The 14,075-nt window shown below is 71.6% G+C and carries 15 protein-coding genes; 2 read left to right on the forward strand and 13 right to left on the reverse strand.

What is annotated here, in order from left to right; all coding sequences use genetic code 11:
• Window positions 1-99: 99 nt before the first annotated feature.
• From ACFWY6_RS06565 to ACFWY6_RS06580, 4 genes are all read right to left on the reverse strand, one after another.
• A complete protein-coding gene (locus ACFWY6_RS06565; RefSeq protein WP_384687039.1) occupies window positions 100-405 on the reverse strand; it encodes a zf-TFIIB domain-containing protein in 306 nt (101 codons plus the stop codon).
• 69 nt (window positions 406-474) lie between these two features.
• Window positions 475-1,425, reverse strand: coding sequence for an aminoglycoside phosphotransferase family protein (locus tag ACFWY6_RS06570; RefSeq protein ID WP_384687041.1), 951 nt, complete (start codon window positions 1,423-1,425; stop codon window positions 475-477).
• Window positions 1,426-1,672: 247 nt separating this feature from the next.
• The gene (locus tag ACFWY6_RS06575; protein WP_135336237.1) at window positions 1,673-1,879 is read right to left on the reverse strand and encodes a hypothetical protein; all 207 of its coding nucleotides are present in this window, start codon (window positions 1,877-1,879) and stop codon (window positions 1,673-1,675) included.
• A 198-nt stretch (window positions 1,880-2,077) separates the two neighbouring features.
• The gene (locus ACFWY6_RS06580; RefSeq protein ID WP_266868958.1) at window positions 2,078-2,344 is read right to left on the reverse strand and encodes a hypothetical protein; all 267 of its coding nucleotides are present in this window, start codon (window positions 2,342-2,344) and stop codon (window positions 2,078-2,080) included.
• A gap of 195 nt (window positions 2,345-2,539) precedes the next feature.
• On the opposite strand from ACFWY6_RS06580, the gene ACFWY6_RS06585 reads away from it, so the two are divergent.
• On the forward strand, window positions 2,540-3,832 hold the full coding sequence (locus ACFWY6_RS06585) for a serine/threonine-protein kinase (protein ID WP_384687044.1): 1,293 nt from the start codon (window positions 2,540-2,542) through the stop codon (window positions 3,830-3,832).
• On the opposite strand, the gene ACFWY6_RS06590 is transcribed toward ACFWY6_RS06585, so the two are convergent.
• The 8 genes from ACFWY6_RS06590 to ACFWY6_RS06625 form a co-directional block, all read right to left on the reverse strand.
• Window positions 3,823-4,641, reverse strand: a complete 819-nt coding sequence (locus ACFWY6_RS06590; protein WP_135336239.1) for an RNA methyltransferase — start codon at window positions 4,639-4,641, stop codon at window positions 3,823-3,825. The genes ACFWY6_RS06585 and ACFWY6_RS06590 overlap by 10 nt on opposite strands.
• 105 nt (window positions 4,642-4,746) lie before the next feature.
• Entirely contained in the window at window positions 4,747-5,979 is a 1,233-nt protein-coding gene (cobA, locus tag ACFWY6_RS06595; RefSeq protein WP_384687046.1) for a uroporphyrinogen-III C-methyltransferase, read from the reverse strand.
• A gap of 258 nt (window positions 5,980-6,237) precedes the next feature.
• Entirely contained in the window at window positions 6,238-7,422 is a 1,185-nt protein-coding gene (locus tag ACFWY6_RS06600; RefSeq protein ID WP_384687048.1) for a serine hydrolase domain-containing protein, read from the reverse strand.
• A gap of 47 nt (window positions 7,423-7,469) precedes the next feature.
• Window positions 7,470-7,931, reverse strand: a complete 462-nt coding sequence (locus ACFWY6_RS06605; protein ID WP_384687050.1) for an organic hydroperoxide resistance protein — start codon at window positions 7,929-7,931, stop codon at window positions 7,470-7,472.
• 132 nt (window positions 7,932-8,063) lie between these two features.
• Window positions 8,064-8,546, reverse strand: a complete 483-nt coding sequence (locus ACFWY6_RS06610) for a MarR family winged helix-turn-helix transcriptional regulator (protein ID WP_384687052.1) — start codon at window positions 8,544-8,546, stop codon at window positions 8,064-8,066.
• A gap of 10 nt (window positions 8,547-8,556) precedes the next feature.
• Window positions 8,557-9,360, reverse strand: a complete 804-nt coding sequence (locus ACFWY6_RS06615; protein ID WP_384687054.1) for an energy-coupling factor ABC transporter ATP-binding protein — start codon at window positions 9,358-9,360, stop codon at window positions 8,557-8,559.
• Window positions 9,348-10,109 carry a cobalt ECF transporter T component CbiQ gene (gene cbiQ, locus ACFWY6_RS06620; RefSeq protein WP_384687056.1) on the reverse strand — a complete coding sequence of 254 codons (762 nt, stop codon included), beginning with the start codon at window positions 10,107-10,109 and terminating at the stop codon, window positions 9,348-9,350. The genes ACFWY6_RS06615 and cbiQ overlap by 13 nt, the downstream gene beginning before the upstream one ends.
• Window positions 10,109-11,221, reverse strand: a complete 1,113-nt coding sequence (locus tag ACFWY6_RS06625) for an energy-coupling factor ABC transporter permease (protein WP_384687058.1) — start codon at window positions 11,219-11,221, stop codon at window positions 10,109-10,111. The genes cbiQ and ACFWY6_RS06625 overlap by 1 nt, the downstream gene beginning before the upstream one ends.
• 206 nt (window positions 11,222-11,427) lie before the next feature.
• Here ACFWY6_RS06625 and ACFWY6_RS06630 point away from each other — a divergent pair, with 206 nt between their 5' ends.
• Window positions 11,428-11,769, forward strand: a complete 342-nt coding sequence (locus ACFWY6_RS06630; RefSeq protein ID WP_384687060.1) for an SsgA family sporulation/cell division regulator — start codon at window positions 11,428-11,430, stop codon at window positions 11,767-11,769.
• Window positions 11,770-11,775: 6 nt separating this feature from the next.
• Here the strand turns inward: ACFWY6_RS06630 and ACFWY6_RS06635 are convergent, their stop codons facing one another.
• A complete protein-coding gene (locus ACFWY6_RS06635; protein WP_384687062.1) occupies window positions 11,776-14,022 on the reverse strand; it encodes an MMPL family transporter in 2,247 nt (748 codons plus the stop codon).
• Window positions 14,023-14,075: the final 53 nt, after the last annotated feature.

Consider the following 14,075-nt stretch of genomic DNA (forward strand, 5'->3'; position numbering starts at 1 on the left):
TCTAACACACACGGGCACAGGTTTAAAACCCCTTTCCCCCCCACAACCCCACCCACCCCCCCGCCCTACCCCCGGCCGGGGGGCTTCGTCGTTCCTCGGTCAGGAGGAGAAGAGCATGTGCCCGAAGCTCTTGTGGCGCTTGTTGTGGCCGTAGTGCCCACCGTGGCCGCCGTGCTGGCCGCCGTGCTGCGGAACGCCCCACTGCGGGGCGGGAGCGGCCGGGTACGCCTGCGGGGCGGGCGGCGGGGGCGGGGCCTGCTGGCCGCCCCACTGAGACTCGACCCGGCTCAGGGCCTCGAGCTCGCCGTAGTCGAGGAATATCCCGCGGCAACCGCTGCACTGCTCGATCTGGACGCCATTGCGGTTGTACGTGTGCATCGGTGCATGGCACTTGGGACACTGCATGGTCGGCTCAACTCCTCGCCGGTCGTGACTGCTTCGCCGGATCTCTGCCCGGCTTCGGTGCGTTGCACCCTACTTCGTGGAGGTGGGAGCCAACTCCGGCGGGAGGGCGGCCATTCGATCACAGGCGTCGACGACCGCCTGCTCGATCTCGTCGAGGGGCCGCTCCTCGGCGACGGACTTCGCGACGGCCAGGGCCGCGGTCTGCGCGGTGAGGGCGCGGGCCGGGACGTCCAGGGCGGGCCAGGGGTCGGCGCCCGCCGCCGGGATCGCGGGCCCGGCGGCGCCTTGGTAGGCGGTCAGGAAGCGGGTCCACTCATCGGGGCCGAGGAGGCCGCAGGCGTACCAGGCGGCGGGGCGGGCCAGGTCCCAGGCCGGCTCCCCCAGGCCGAGGTCGTCCACGTCGATCAGCAGCCACTGCCCTTCGGGCACGCGGACCAGCTGGCCCAGGTGCAGATCTCCGTGGCACAGGTGCTTGCGGGACGGCGCGGGGGCCTCGGCCCTGGCCCAGGCCGGGAGGGTGGCCCAGGCGCGCTCGACGGGGGCGGCGGCGGGGTGCGGGCCCGCGGCGCGCATGCGGGCCATGGCGCGGGCGGCCTTCGCCGGGCCGCGCATGTCCGGGAGCGAGTGCGGGAGCCTGGCGGCGGGCACCTTGTGCAGGCCGGCGAGGAGGGTGGCGGCGGCTTCCCAGGGGGCGGCGTCGGGGTTGTCGCGGTCCACGGGGGTACCGGCCTCCCAGAGGGTGACCAGGCGGCCGTGGAGCTGGGTCGCCGTCTCGCCGAGCGGCGGGAGGAGCGTGCCGTGGAGGGCGGCGGCGACCTTGAGGCGGGCCGCCAGCTCTGTGGCGTCCGTTTCGGGGGCGTGGGCCTTGGCGACGATGTTGCCGTGCCGGATGACGGTTGCGTCGTCGCGGTCGGCGAGGACGGCCTCGGATCCGCAGGCGCAGGTGGTGCGGTGAGCTGTGTGGCGGACCTTGGCGGTCAGCGCGGGCAGCAAGGCGGTCACGGGTCCCCCGGCATACATCGATCGGTGCTGCCCGTGAGCGTACGCGGGCTGGATTTCCAGCCCGTCCGGCGTTTGAGGACGAACTCGGCGGAGCCGGTGATCAACGGCGCCCAAGGAGCCCGGCGGAGCCCCGCGCAAAGAAGTGCCCGCGCAGCTCCCCAGCTGCGCGGGCATTTCTCATTGCCGTCCGCCGCACCCCCGTCCCCACGGGGTTTCCTGGCCGGATGTCCCCGCCCGGACCGCTCATCCGGGCCCGGGGCGCCGCTCAGCGCCCCAGCATCACGCCCACGGACGACGCCTGTGTGACCACCGCTTCCCAGCCGCCGAAGACGACTACGAGCAGGGCCGCCAAGGGAAGAACCATGGCCGTCGCCACCAAGGGATGGCGCGTGCCGGACGGGCGGACGCCGAACGTGGCGAATGCCTTACGTCCCTGCGTGCGGATCATCGTCCGCGATGCCGTGTCCGCCATGGTTCCTCTCCTGACCGAGTCTGTATGAACTTGGCAGCGGCGGGTGTCTGACCTCGGGGGACGAGTGCTGCACCCGCCGCTTGACTTCAAATTTAGGTGCGCGGAGCGTCCTGGGCGTCATGCCCTCGTACCGATTGCCGGGCCTCCCGGAGGATGACCGATCGCCCCTCATGTACTCCCATGGGTGGAGACGGGGTCCTAGGTCTCAGGGTCTTCCCGGAGGGGGCGGGCGGCCTGCTCGGATGTGTCCTCCCGCGGGACGGGCTGCTCGACGAGGGCGAGCACCCGCGTCGCCATGAACCGTGCCGTCCGCACGACGGAGCCGCTGCGGGTGACTTCGCTCACTTCGACCACCCCTCTGCGGACCGCCGTCTCCACCCGCCGGCCCGCTCGGCTCGCCACCACCTCGTACGTCCGCGTCGTGTCCCCGGCGTCCACGACTATCTCCACGCGATCACCCTTCACGGGATCAATCCCCCTTCAGCGATGGATGGTTGGGGGGCACGGCAGAGCCAACGCCCGTTCCTCCCCGGTCCCCTGAGCACTCTTCAAGTTTCCCACCCGGCACTGACAATCGGTCGGGCCGCGAGGGCGCGGCCTCTGCACCTGCCCGGCCGCGGAAACGTAAGCTGTGGCTCGACAACGGACCGGGCAGCGGGGATGGACATGGCGATGATGCGGCTCCGGCGCGAGGACCCGCGTGTCGTCGGCTCGTTCAGACTGCACAGGCGGCTGGGCGCCGGCGGCATGGGTGTCGTCTACCTGGGGTCGGACCGGCGGGGGCAGCGCGTCGCCCTGAAGGTGATCCGGCCCGATCTGGCGGAGGATCAGGAGTTCCGCTCGCGCTTCGCGCGCGAGGTCTCCGCGGCCCGCCGGATCAGGGGCGGCTGTACGGCCCGCCTCGTCGCCGCCGATCTCGACGCCGACCGGCCGTGGTTCGCCACGCAGTACGTTCCCGGGCCCTCCCTGCACGACAAGGTCGCCGCCGAGGGACCGCTCACCGCGGCCGAGGTGGCGGTGGTCGGTTCGGCGCTTGCCGAGGGTCTTGTCGCCGTGCACGAGGCCGGTGTCGTACACCGTGATCTCAAGCCGTCGAACATCCTGCTGTCCCCGAAGGGGCCGCGGATCATTGACTTCGGGATCGCCTGGGCGACCGGCGCCTCGACCCTGACCCACGTCGGCACGGCCGTCGGGTCGCCCGGCTTCCTCGCGCCCGAGCAGGTGCGCGGCGCCGCCGTCACCCCCGCCACCGACGTGTTCGCCCTGGGCGCCACGCTCGCGTACGCGGGGATGGCGGACTCGCCCTTCGGGCACGGCAGTTCGGAGGTCATGCTCTACCGGGTCGTCCATGAGGAGGCGCAGCTCGGCGGGGTTCCGGACGCGCTCGCCCCGCTCATCCGGGCCTGCCTCGCCAAGGACCCGGAGGAGCGGCCGAGCACCCTCCAACTGTCGCTCAGGCTCAAGGAGATCGCGGCCCGTGAGGCCCAGGGCGGGCTGAGCGACGTACGGCCGCCGGCGCCCCGGCACGACCAGGACAGTCCCACGGGACGGCTCGCCGAGGAGTACGCGGACCAGCGCACCCAGCGGCGTCATCCGCAGGGCACTCCCCCGCCGCGGCCCAGCTCGTCGCGGCCGGGTGCGTCACGGACCGGTTCGTCGCGTGCCGGTACCGGTTCCTCCCGGTCCGGTTCGCGTCCCGCGCCGTCCAGGAACACCACACGCTCCGGTGGCAGATCCGGGCCACGGACCACCGGCACGGGCCGCAGGCCCGCCAATCCGCGGCTTCTGCGGCAGCGGCTCTTCGTGTTCGTCGTCGTGACGCTCCTGGTGGCCCTCGGCATCGCGGCGGCGCAGGGGTGCCAGGGGCCCGCGCAGGGGCTCGGCGACAGCGGCGTACACGATGTGCGTGCGGTGCAGCAGGCCGAAGGCCAGGGGCCGGGTTCTCAGAGCTGAGGGCGGCCCGTCGCCACGGCGTAGAAGGCGACCGCCGCGGCCGCTCCCACGTTGAGCGAGTCGACGCCGTGGGCCATCGGGATGCGGACCCATTCGTCGGCGGCGACCAGGGCCTGGGTGGAGAGGCCGTCGCCCTCCGCTCCCAGCATCAGCGCGACCCGGTCCATGCGGTGCGGGGCCGCCTCGTCCAGGGTCTTCGCCTTCTCGTCCGGGGTGAGCGCGAGGAGGTTGAAGCCCGCTTCGCGTACGCCGTCCAGACCCTTGGGCCAGGATTCGAGGCGGGCGTAGGGGACGGAGAAGACCGCGCCCATGGAGACCTTCACCGAGCGGCGGTAGAGCGGGTCGGCGCAGTCCGGTGAGAGCAGGACCGCGTCCATGCCGAGGGCGGCGGCGCTGCGGAAGATCGCGCCGATGTTGGTGTGGTCGTTGACCGACTCCATGACCACGACACGGCGGGCCGTGGTCAGGAGTTCGTCGGCGGTCGGCAGCGGCTTGCGCTGCATCGAGGCGAGGGCGCCGCGGTGCACGTGGTAACCGGTGACCTGCTCGGCGAGGTCCGGGTTGACCGCGTACACGGGAGCCGGGACCTCGTCGATGACGTCCCGCATGACGTCGACCCACTTCGCGGAGAGCAGCATCGAGCGCATCTCGTAGCCCGCCTGCTTGGCGCGCCTGATCACCTTCTCGCCCTCGGCGATGAACAGGCCCTCGGCGGGTTCGCGCTTGCGGCGCAGTTCTACGTCGGTCAGGCCCGTGTAGTCGCGCAGGCGCGGGTCGGCGGGGTCGTCAACGGTGATGAGATCAGCCACAGGGTGATACTGCCTTGTCCTGGGTGTGGTGCCAACGCCCGGGGGCAGGTTGGGTTACCGGTGGTTACGTTGGGGCTCGTGGTGGTTACGCGGGGCTGTGCACCGTCACGCGGAGTGGTCGGGGCCCACGTTCACCACGTCGCCGATGACGATGACCGCCGGCGGCTTCACCTCGTGCGCCGCGACCTGGGCGGCGACCGTGGCCAGGGTGGCGTCCACGCGGCGCTGGGCCGCGGTCGTGCCCTCCTGGATGAGGGCGACGGGGGTCTCGGGCGACCTGCCGTGCGCGGTGAGCGCCTCGGCGATCCTGCCGATCTTGTCCACGCCCATCAGGACGACGAGGGTGCCGCGCAGCTTGGCCAGGGACGGCCAGTCGACCAGGGAGCGCTCGTCGTCCGGGGCCACGTGGCCGCTGACGACCGTGAACTCGTGGGCGACGCCGCGGTGCGTGACGGGGATGCCCGCGGCGCCCGGGACCGAGATCGAGCTGGAGATGCCGGGGACGACCATGCAGGGGATGCCGGCCTCGGCGAGCGCCTGGGCCTCCTCCATGCCGCGGCCGAAGACGAACGGGTCGCCGCCCTTGAGGCGGACGACCGACTTGCCCTGCTTGGCGTGCTCGATCAGGGCGTTGTTGATGGCCTCCTGGGCCATGAAACGGCCGTACGGGATCTTCGCGGCGTCGATCACCTCGACGTGCGGCGGCAGTTCGTCGAGGAGGTCGCGCGGGCCGAGCCGGTCGGCGATGACCACGTCCGCCTCGGCGAGCAGACGGCGGCCGCGGACCGTGATCAGATCCGGGTCGCCGGGGCCGCCGCCGACCAGGGCGACGCCGGGGGTGCGGGTGCGGTGGTGGGGGGCCACGAGCGTGCCGTCGCGCAGGCCCTCGACGACCGCGTCGCGGATGGCGGCGGTGCGGCGGGGGTCGCGGCCGTGGATGTCCGTGGTGAGGACGGCGACCGTGACGCCTTCGGAGCGGCCGGTGGCGGGGGTCAGGGCCGTGGCCGCGTCGGCGTCGTCGGAACGTACGCACCAGACGCGGTGCGCTTCCGCTTCCGCGGAGGCCGCGGTGTTCGCCTCGGTGTCGCCGGTCGCGATGAGGGCGTACCAGGCGTCCTTGAGGTCGCCCTCCGCATAGGGGCGGCGCTCCCAGGTGATCTCGCCCGCGTCCGCCATCGCCTCTACGGAGGGTGTCGCGGTCGGCGATACGAGGAGGACGTCGGCGCCCGCCGCGATGAGGGCGGGGAGGCGGCGCTGGGCCACCTGGCCGCCGCCGAGGACGACCGCGCGGCGGCCGGTGAGGCGGAGGCCTACGGGGTAGGCGGGGTTTTCTGCCATGGCGTTGCGGCTCCTCGCGAGGCGGGGGGTTGTGCTGGCCGCTGCGGCGGTGGAGCGGCTGATGTTCTGACGTGCAGGTTCAGTATGGCTGGGGTGGGGTGGGGTTCTTTCCCCAAACCCACCCCTTCCCGAAACCGGGGCTCCGCCCCGGACCCCGCTCGAGCCCGCCGCTTCGCGCCGGATCTTTTCCCGCCCGCCCACCCGATTGCCCGGCAGCTGCCATCTCGGCCCGTCCGGTGCTTTCGCCGTCTCTGGCCCCTACACCAGCCCCCGCAGGGCCCGCACAAGCCCCTGCGCCCGAGGATCCGCCGTAACCCCCTTGTTCATCCCGTTCGTCACGTACCCGAACGCAACCCCCGACTCCGGGTCCGCGAAGCCCAGCGCGCCACCCCGCCCGGGGTGCCCGAACGAACCGGGACCCAGCAGCGGCGATGCCCCGCCGTGCAGCATGTAGCCGAGCCCGAAGCGGGTGTTGACGACGAGGACTCGGTCCGCCCCCGCGGACTCCTCCGCGCGCGCCAGCGCCACCGTCGAGGGAGTGAACAGCGGCTCCCCACCCTCGACTTCACCGATCAGGGAGGCGTAGAAGCGCGCCAGGGACGACGCCGTGGCGATGCCATTGGACGCGGGAAGGACCGCCGCCCGGTACGCCGGGTCGTTCTCGTCCGGGGACGGGTCGATCGCGCCGAACGCCCGCTGGGTGAGGGAATCCGGATCCGCGTACGCCTCGGCGACGTTCCGTCGAGGGCGGACGCGAAGACCACCGGGAGCCTCGGGCGGCGAGATGCGACCGACCCGGCCGACCCGGTCCGCTTCCCCTTCGGGGAGGCCTATCCAGAGGTCGAGGCCCAGCGGCCGGGATATCTCGGAGGCCACCCACTCCCCGATCGACCGCCCCGTCACCCGCCGCACCAGCTCACCGGTCAGCCAGCTGTACGTCTGCGCGTGATAGCCGTGGTCGGCCCCCGGCTCCCAGACCGGTGCCTGCCCGGCGACCGCGTCCGCCGCGAAGTCGGGATCCGCCGCCTCGGCAGGAGTCAGCGGGCGGTCGAGGACCGGCACCCCCGCCCGGTGCGACAGCAGATGCCGGACCAGCGTCCGCTCCTTGCCGTGCGCCTTGAACTCGGGCCAGTAGGACCCGGCCGGCGCGTCCAGGTCGAGCTCGCCGCGCTGGTGGAGCAGGAGCAGGACGGCGGCCGCGACGCCCTTCGTCGCCGAGCGGACGATCTGCGCGGTGCCCCGCTCCCAGGGGGCACCCGCCGCGCCCCCGCCGACGTCCTTCGTGCCGCCCCAGAGGTCCACGACCGGCCGCCCGTCGCGGTAGACCGTGACCGCCGCCCCCTGCTCACCGAGCTCGGCGAAGTTGCGCACGAAGGCGTCCCGCACCGGTTCGAAGCCCTCGGCCACCGTGCCCTCGATCACCACGTCGCTCTCCTCATCCACCTAGTGCGTCCGTGGATGCAACAGAGACACGGCCCGCCGGATTCCGGCTAGCTCAGCACGATCGAGACGTCGATGTTCCCGCGCGTCGCGTTCGAGTACGGGCAGACCTGGTGCGCCGCCCCCACCAGGCGCCCCGCGAGCTCCTGGTCGACCAGCGGCAGCGAGACGTTGAGCGCGACCGCGAGGCCGTAGCCCTGCTGCCGGTTGGGGCCGATGCCGACCTTCGCGGCGACGGTGGAGCCGGTCAGGTCGTAGCCCGCGCGGCGGCCCACCAGGACGAGCGCGTTGTGGAAGCAGGCGCTGTAGCCCGCCGCGAAGAGCTGCTCGGGATTGGTGCCGCGGCCGTCGCCGCCGAGCGCCGGCGGCATCGCGACCTGCAGGTCGAGCTGCCCGTCCTGGCTGGTGACGTAGCCGTCACGGCCGCCGTGTGCGGTGGCCTCGGCAACGTACATGATCTTCGTCGGACGGCTGTCGGCGATGGTGCCTTCGGTCATCGTGCCGTCGGTCATGGTTCGACCTCACCCGGGGAGAGAGACGGAGGAAGGAGAAAAGAGCGTGGACAAGTACATCGTGCACAACCTATCGACTCCACGAACGCCCTTATTACCCGGGGGTAGCAACCGTGGGTAACCCCGCCCGGCTCACGGCCGACGCGCCGCGACCCCCTCGGCCCGCTCCACGAGCCGCCACAACTCGCCCCGCAGCCGCGCCACTTCGTCCCCCTTGAGCCCGGCCCCCGAAAGCAGCGCCTGCGGCACGGCCGTAGCCCGTGACCGCAGGTCGGCGCCCTGCTCGGTCACGTGCACAAGGACCGAGCGCTCGTCGTGCGCCGCCCGCTCGCGCCGCAGCAGCCCCGCCGCCTCAAGGCGTTTCAGGAGCGGCGAGACCGTCCCGTAGTCGAGGTGCAGCGCGGCGGCGAGTTCCTTGACGGGGATCTCGCCGCGCTCCCAGAGCACCAGCATGACCAGGTACTGGGGGTAGGTGAGCCCCAGCTCGTCGAGGACCGGACGGTACGCGGACGTCACCGCGCGCTGTGCCGCGTACAGCGCGAAGCACAGCTGGTCGTCGATGAGCAGCGATCCGGCCGCCGCGGCGCCGGTCCCCTCGCGGGCCTGGTTCGTCACGCCCCCATTGTCACGGACCGGAGGTCGACGACGTCACGGACTTCGGGTCGAACCCGAAGGGCAGCTCCAGGCGGTGCGCGCCCATCAGGGCCTCGTCGCCGAGCAGCTCGCCCGTCGGGCCGTCCGCCGCGATCACGCCTTCGCTGAGGACGAGGGCGCGGGGGCAGAGTTCGAGGGCGTACGGAAGATCGTGCGTCACCATCAGGACCGTCACGTCCAACGACCGCAGGATGTCGGCCAGTTCGCGGCGCGACGCCGGGTCCAGGTTCGACGACGGCTCGTCGAGGACCAGGATCTCCGGCTCCATCGCGAGGACCGTCGCCACCGCCACCCGCCTGCGCTGCCCGAAGGAGAGGTGGTGCGGCGGGCGGTCGGCGAACTCCGCCATGCCGACCTGCGCAAGAGCCTTCTGTACGCGGGCTTCAAGCTCGGGGCCGCGCATCCCTGCGGCCGCGGGGCCGAACGCCACGTCCTCCCGCACCGTCGGCATGAACAGCTGGTCGTCCGGGTCCTGGAAGACGATGCCGACCCGGCGCCTGATCTCCGCCATGTGCTTCTTGCCGACGGGCAGTCCTGCCACGGCGACCGTGCCCGCGCCGCCGGTCAGGATGCCGTTCAGGTGCAGGACGAGGGTCGTCTTGCCGGCGCCGTTCGGGCCGAGCAGGGCGACCCGCTCGCCGCGGCCGATGGTCATGTCGACGCCGAAGAGCGCCTGATGCCCGTCGGGGTAGGCGAAGGCGAGTCCGGAGACCTCAAGGGAAGGGACCTGAGAAGAAGGAACCTCAGGAGAAGGGGCAGTGCTCACAGCGTCCATCCCAACAGACATACGACAAGTGCGGAGAACGGAAGGGCCAGCGCGTACGTCCACTGCGTGCGCGAGGCGGTCACCTCGTCGATGACCGGCATCGAACCGGCGTACCCCCGGCTGACCATCGCCAGATGCACCCGCTCGCCCCGCTCGTAGGAGCGGATGAAGAGCGCGCCCGCGGATTTGGCCAGGACCCCCCACTGGCGTACGCCCCGCGCCTCGAAGCCGCGCGACTCGCGGGCGATCTTCATGCGGCGCATCTCGTCCGTGATGACATCCCCGTACCGGATCATGAACGAGGCGATCTGGACGAGCAGCGGCGGCAGCTTCAGGCGCTGGAGGCCGAGCAGGAGTTCCCGCAGTTCGGTGGTGGAGGCGAGGATGACGGAAGCCGCGACGCCGAGGGTGCCCTTGGCCAGGACATTCCAGGCCCCCCACAGCCCGTTCACGCTCAACGAGAGACCCAGTACGTCGATGCGCTCGCCCTCCGCCACGAACGGCATGAGCACCGCGAACGCCACGAACGGCACCTCGATGAGCAGCCGCTTGAGGAGGAACCCCGCAGGGATGCGGGCCGCGTACGCCGCGCAACCGAGCAGCACCGCGTACAGCGCGAACGCCCACATCGCCTCGCGCGGCGTGGAGACGACCACGACCACGAAGGCGAAGACCGCCGCCAGCTTGGTGTGCGGCGGCAGCGTGTGCACCGGCGAGTGGCCGTGCCGGTAGAGCCGGTGGGCGTGGCCCGCGCCCATCAGATGGAGGGGGTGCGGCCCGAAGGGCCTCGGTTGAGGGCGGTGGTGGGAGACGGGAGGGCCCTCTCGGTGACCGCGGCGGTCGACGCGGGGTCGGCGTCGGACGTACGACGACGCCGCAGCGTCCAGAAGACCGCCGAGCCCGCGACGACGGTGGCGCCGACGCCGATCACGCCCGCGAGGCCGCCGGAGAGGCGGGCGTCGGCGATGTCCTTGACGCCGTAGTCGGCGAGCGGGGACTCGGCGGTGGCGTGCTCCTCGGTCTTCCTGTCGATGCCCTTGTCGGCGGCGACCTTCTCCAGGCCGTCGGGGTCCGCGGAGGCGTAGAAGCTGACGAAGCCGGCGAGGACGAGGGAGGTGACGAGGCCGGCGATCCACACCTTGCGGTGGGAGCGCGCGGCCACCGGGACGGCGGCCGGTTCGGCATCGACGAGTTCGCCGCCGACGCGGAGCTTGAGCTTCTGCGTCAGGCCTCGGGCGCCGTACACCAGGTCGGGGCGTACGGCGATGACGGCGCCGACGGTGAGCGCGGTGATCGCGGCCTCGCCGATGCCGATGAGGACGTGCACGCCGATCATGGCGGTGGCGACCTTGCCGATGGAGACGTCGGTGGTGCCGCCGAGGGCGTAGAGGAACGTGAAGGCGAGCGCGGCCGCGGGCACGGAGAGCAGCGCGGCGATGAACGACGAGACGGTGACGGAGCGGCGGCTGCGCGGGAGCACCTTCACCAGGCCCCGGAAGACGAGGTAGGCGACGACGGTCGTGACGATCGCCATGTCCGTGATGTTCACGCCGAGCGCGGTCAGGCCGCCGTCCGCGAAAAGAACGCCCTGCATGAGGAGTACGACCGACACACACAGGACACCCGTGTAGGGACCGACGAGTATCGCGGCGAGCGCGCCGCCGAGGAGGTGTCCGCTGGTGCCGGCCGCCACGGGAAAGTTCAGCATCTGCACGGCGAAGATGAACGCCGCGACAAGGCCCGCGAGCGGGGCGGTCCGCTCGTCCAGCTCACGCCGGGCGCCCTTGAGGCTGACGGCGACCGCGCCGGCGGCGATGACCCCGGTGACCGCGGAGACGGGGGCGTCGATGAATCCGTCGGGGACATGCATGCGGGCGCTCCTGGGCAGGACACGGGGAAGGAGGACGGAAGGCAGAGCGGATCGCTCGTGAACCGTTCAATGATAGTGCCCTGTTGCGAACGCTTTGCAAGAGCGCTGAATACCCAACTATCCCGGAGCATCCTGGAGCAACAGCCAGAAAATATGGGACATTAGAGGGCATAAAGGAAGCAGGAGTGAGGGCGAGGAGTCTGACGATGTCCGCAGTCGAGCAGTACGCACGAGCCCACATCGTCACGGACTCGGCCGACGGCCACCGCGCCGTGCCCGCCATCCTCCACTACGACCCGGAGGCCGACCCGCAGGCGATGCGGATCGACCTCCCTGGCGGCCACCAGTGGACCTTCGAGCGCCGGCTCGTCGAAGAGGGCCTGCTGGCCCCGGTCACCGACGGCGACGTACGCGTCTGGCCCTGCGGCCGGGTGCAAGTGGTCGTGGAGTTCCACTCGCGGGAGGGGGTGGAGGTCGTGCAGTTCGACTCGGCGGTGCTGCTCCGCTTCCTGCGCCGCACCTACGCCGCCACCCCCGTCCCGCACTGAGCGGAATCAGACGCGGGCGAGCTCCCGGTCACCGTCCGCGGCCTTGTCCGCCACGTCGCGCAGCCCCTCACCCTCGACATCCACATTCGGCAGCGCCCGGTCCAGCCACCTCGGCAGCCACCACGCCTTCCTGCCAAGCAGCGCGAGCACCGCCGGGACCAAGGCCATGCGCACGATGAACGCGTCGAAGAAGACCGCGATCGCCAGGCCGAAGCCGATCATCTTCACCATCTGCTCGCTGGAACCGATGAAGCCCGCGAAGACCGCGATCATGATGACGGCGGCCGCCGAGACCACCCGTGCCCCGTGCCGGAAGCCGGTCACGATCGCCTCACCGGGGCGCTCCCCGTGGACGTACGCCTCTCGCATGCGGGTCACGAGGAAGACTTCGTAATCCATCGCGAGGCCGAAGACGACGCCCACCATGAAGATCGGCATCATCGACATGATCGGGCCCGTCTGCTCCACGCCGAAGAGCGAGCCGAGCCAGCCCCACTGGAAGACCGCGACGACCGCGCCCAGGGCCGCGAGGACCGAGAGCAGGAAGCCGAGGGCCGCCTTGAGCGGGACCAGGATCGAGCGGAAGACGACGATCAGGAGGAGGAAGGCGAGGCCGACGACCAGGGCCAGGTAGGGCAACAGGGCGTCGTTCAGCTTCTGCGACACATCGATGTTCATGGCCGTCGTGCCCGTGACCATGACGTCGGCGCCGGTGTCGGACTTGATCTCGCCGCCCGCGTCACGGATCGAGTGCACGAGGCCCTCGGTCTCGGTGCCGCTCGGCTTGGAGGACGGGACGACGCTGATGATCGCCGTGTCGCCCGCCTTGTTGATCATGGGCGGGGCGACGGTCAGGACGTCGTCGAGGCCCGAGATCTTCTGGGAGATCTGCTGCGCCGCCGCCTTCGGGTCGTCCGCGCCCTTGAGGTCGGCGACCGTCATCAGCGGGCCGTTGAAGCCGGGGCCGAATCCGTCGGAGACCAGGTCGTACGCCTTGCGCTGGGTCGTGGACGTCGGCTGCGCGCCGTCGTCCGGGAGGCCCAGTTCGAGCGAGGAGACCGGGAGCGCGGCGGCGCCCAGGCCGATGATGCCGACGAGCAGCACGGCGAGCGGGCGGCGCGTGACGAAGCGGGCCCAGCGGGTGCCGAGGTTGGCCTTCGGCTCCTTCGTGGGGTCGGCGGCCGCCTTCTCCGGGTCGGCGGCCTTGTTCTTGCCGCCGCCCAGCAGCTTGCTCTTCTCGCCCGTCGGCTTGACCTTCTTGCCCGCGTACCCGAGCAGCGCCGGTATCAGGGTCAGCGCGATGAGGACGGCGATGACCACCGTGCCGGCCGCCGCGAAGCCCATCTTCGTCAGCATCGGGATGTTGACCACGGCGAGGCCGACCAGGGCGATGACCACGGTGAGCCCGGCGAAGACCACGGCCGAACCAGCCGTACCCACGGCGCGGCCCGCCGCCTCCTCGCGGTCCCGTCCGTCGGCGAGTTCGCCCCGGTAGCGGGAGACGATGAAGAGCGCGTAGTCGATGCCGACCGCGAGGCCGATCATCATGGCAAGCGTCGACGTGGTCGTACCCAGGTCGAGCGCGTTGGCGAGCGCGGTGATCGATGAGACGCCGATGCCCACGCCGATCAACGCGGTGAGCAGCGGAAGCCCCGCAGCGACCAGCGAGCCGAAGGTGATCACGAGGACGACGGCCGCGACCGCGATGCCGATGATCTCGGTGGCCCCGGTCTCGGGCATCGCCTGCAGCGCGTCGCCGCCGACCTCGACCGTGAGCCCGGAATCGCGGGCGTCGTCCGTGGTCTTCTCCAGCGCGTCACGGCTCTCGTCGGTCAGCTCCATCGAGGTGACCTTGTACGAGACGGACGAGTACGCCGTGGAGCCGTCCTTGCTGACGGTCTTGGCCTGGAACGGATCGGCGGCCGAAGCGACCTCGTCCGAGCCGGACTTGAGGGCGGCGACGGTCTTTTGGACCTCGGCCTTGTTGGCCGGGTCGGTGACCTTCTCGCCGTCCGGCGCCTTGAAGACGACCCGGGCGCTCGCGCCGTCGGCGCTGGCCTCGGGCACCCGCTCGTCGAGCAGGTCGAAGGCCTTCTGGGCCTCCGTGCCGGGGATGGAGAAGGAACTGGAGGCGGCGGTCGGCGCGGACGCCGCGCCGACTCCGGCGAGGGTCAGGAGCGCCACCCAGATCAGGGCGACGAAGTGCCGTCGCCTGAAGGCGAGTCGGCCGAGTTTGTAGAGGAATGTGGCCACGAGGGCGTACTCCCGGTCAGTCGTGGGGTCAGCAGGGCAGGGGGGATCAGCCC

The sequence above is a fragment of the Streptomyces sp. NPDC059037 genome (assembly GCF_042740015.1).
Classification (GTDB): domain Bacteria; phylum Actinomycetota; class Actinomycetes; order Streptomycetales; family Streptomycetaceae; genus Streptomyces.

Excerpts from the sequence above, each read along its gene's own strand:
- ACFWY6_RS06565 (WP_384687039.1), bottom strand. The coding sequence starts at position 405 with ATGCAGTGTCCCAAGTGCCATGCACCGATGCACACGTACAACCGCAAT.
- ACFWY6_RS06570 (WP_384687041.1), bottom strand. The coding sequence starts at position 1,425 with ATGTATGCCGGGGGACCCGTGACCGCCTTGCTGCCCGCGCTGACCGCC.
- ACFWY6_RS06575 (WP_135336237.1), bottom strand. The coding sequence starts at position 1,879 with ATGGCGGACACGGCATCGCGGACGATGATCCGCACGCAGGGACGTAAG.
- ACFWY6_RS06585 (WP_384687044.1), top strand. The coding sequence starts at position 2,540 with ATGGACATGGCGATGATGCGGCTCCGGCGCGAGGACCCGCGTGTCGTC.
- cobA (WP_384687046.1), bottom strand. The coding sequence starts at position 5,979 with ATGGCAGAAAACCCCGCCTACCCCGTAGGCCTCCGCCTCACCGGCCGC.
- ACFWY6_RS06605 (WP_384687050.1), bottom strand. The coding sequence starts at position 7,931 with ATGACCGACGGCACGATGACCGAAGGCACCATCGCCGACAGCCGTCCG.
- ACFWY6_RS06615 (WP_384687054.1), bottom strand. The coding sequence starts at position 9,360 with ATGGACGCTGTGAGCACTGCCCCTTCTCCTGAGGTTCCTTCTTCTCAG.
- cbiQ (WP_384687056.1), bottom strand. The coding sequence starts at position 10,109 with ATGGGCGCGGGCCACGCCCACCGGCTCTACCGGCACGGCCACTCGCCG.
- ACFWY6_RS06625 (WP_384687058.1), bottom strand. The coding sequence starts at position 11,221 with ATGCATGTCCCCGACGGATTCATCGACGCCCCCGTCTCCGCGGTCACC.
- ACFWY6_RS06630 (WP_384687060.1), top strand. The coding sequence starts at position 11,428 with ATGTCCGCAGTCGAGCAGTACGCACGAGCCCACATCGTCACGGACTCG.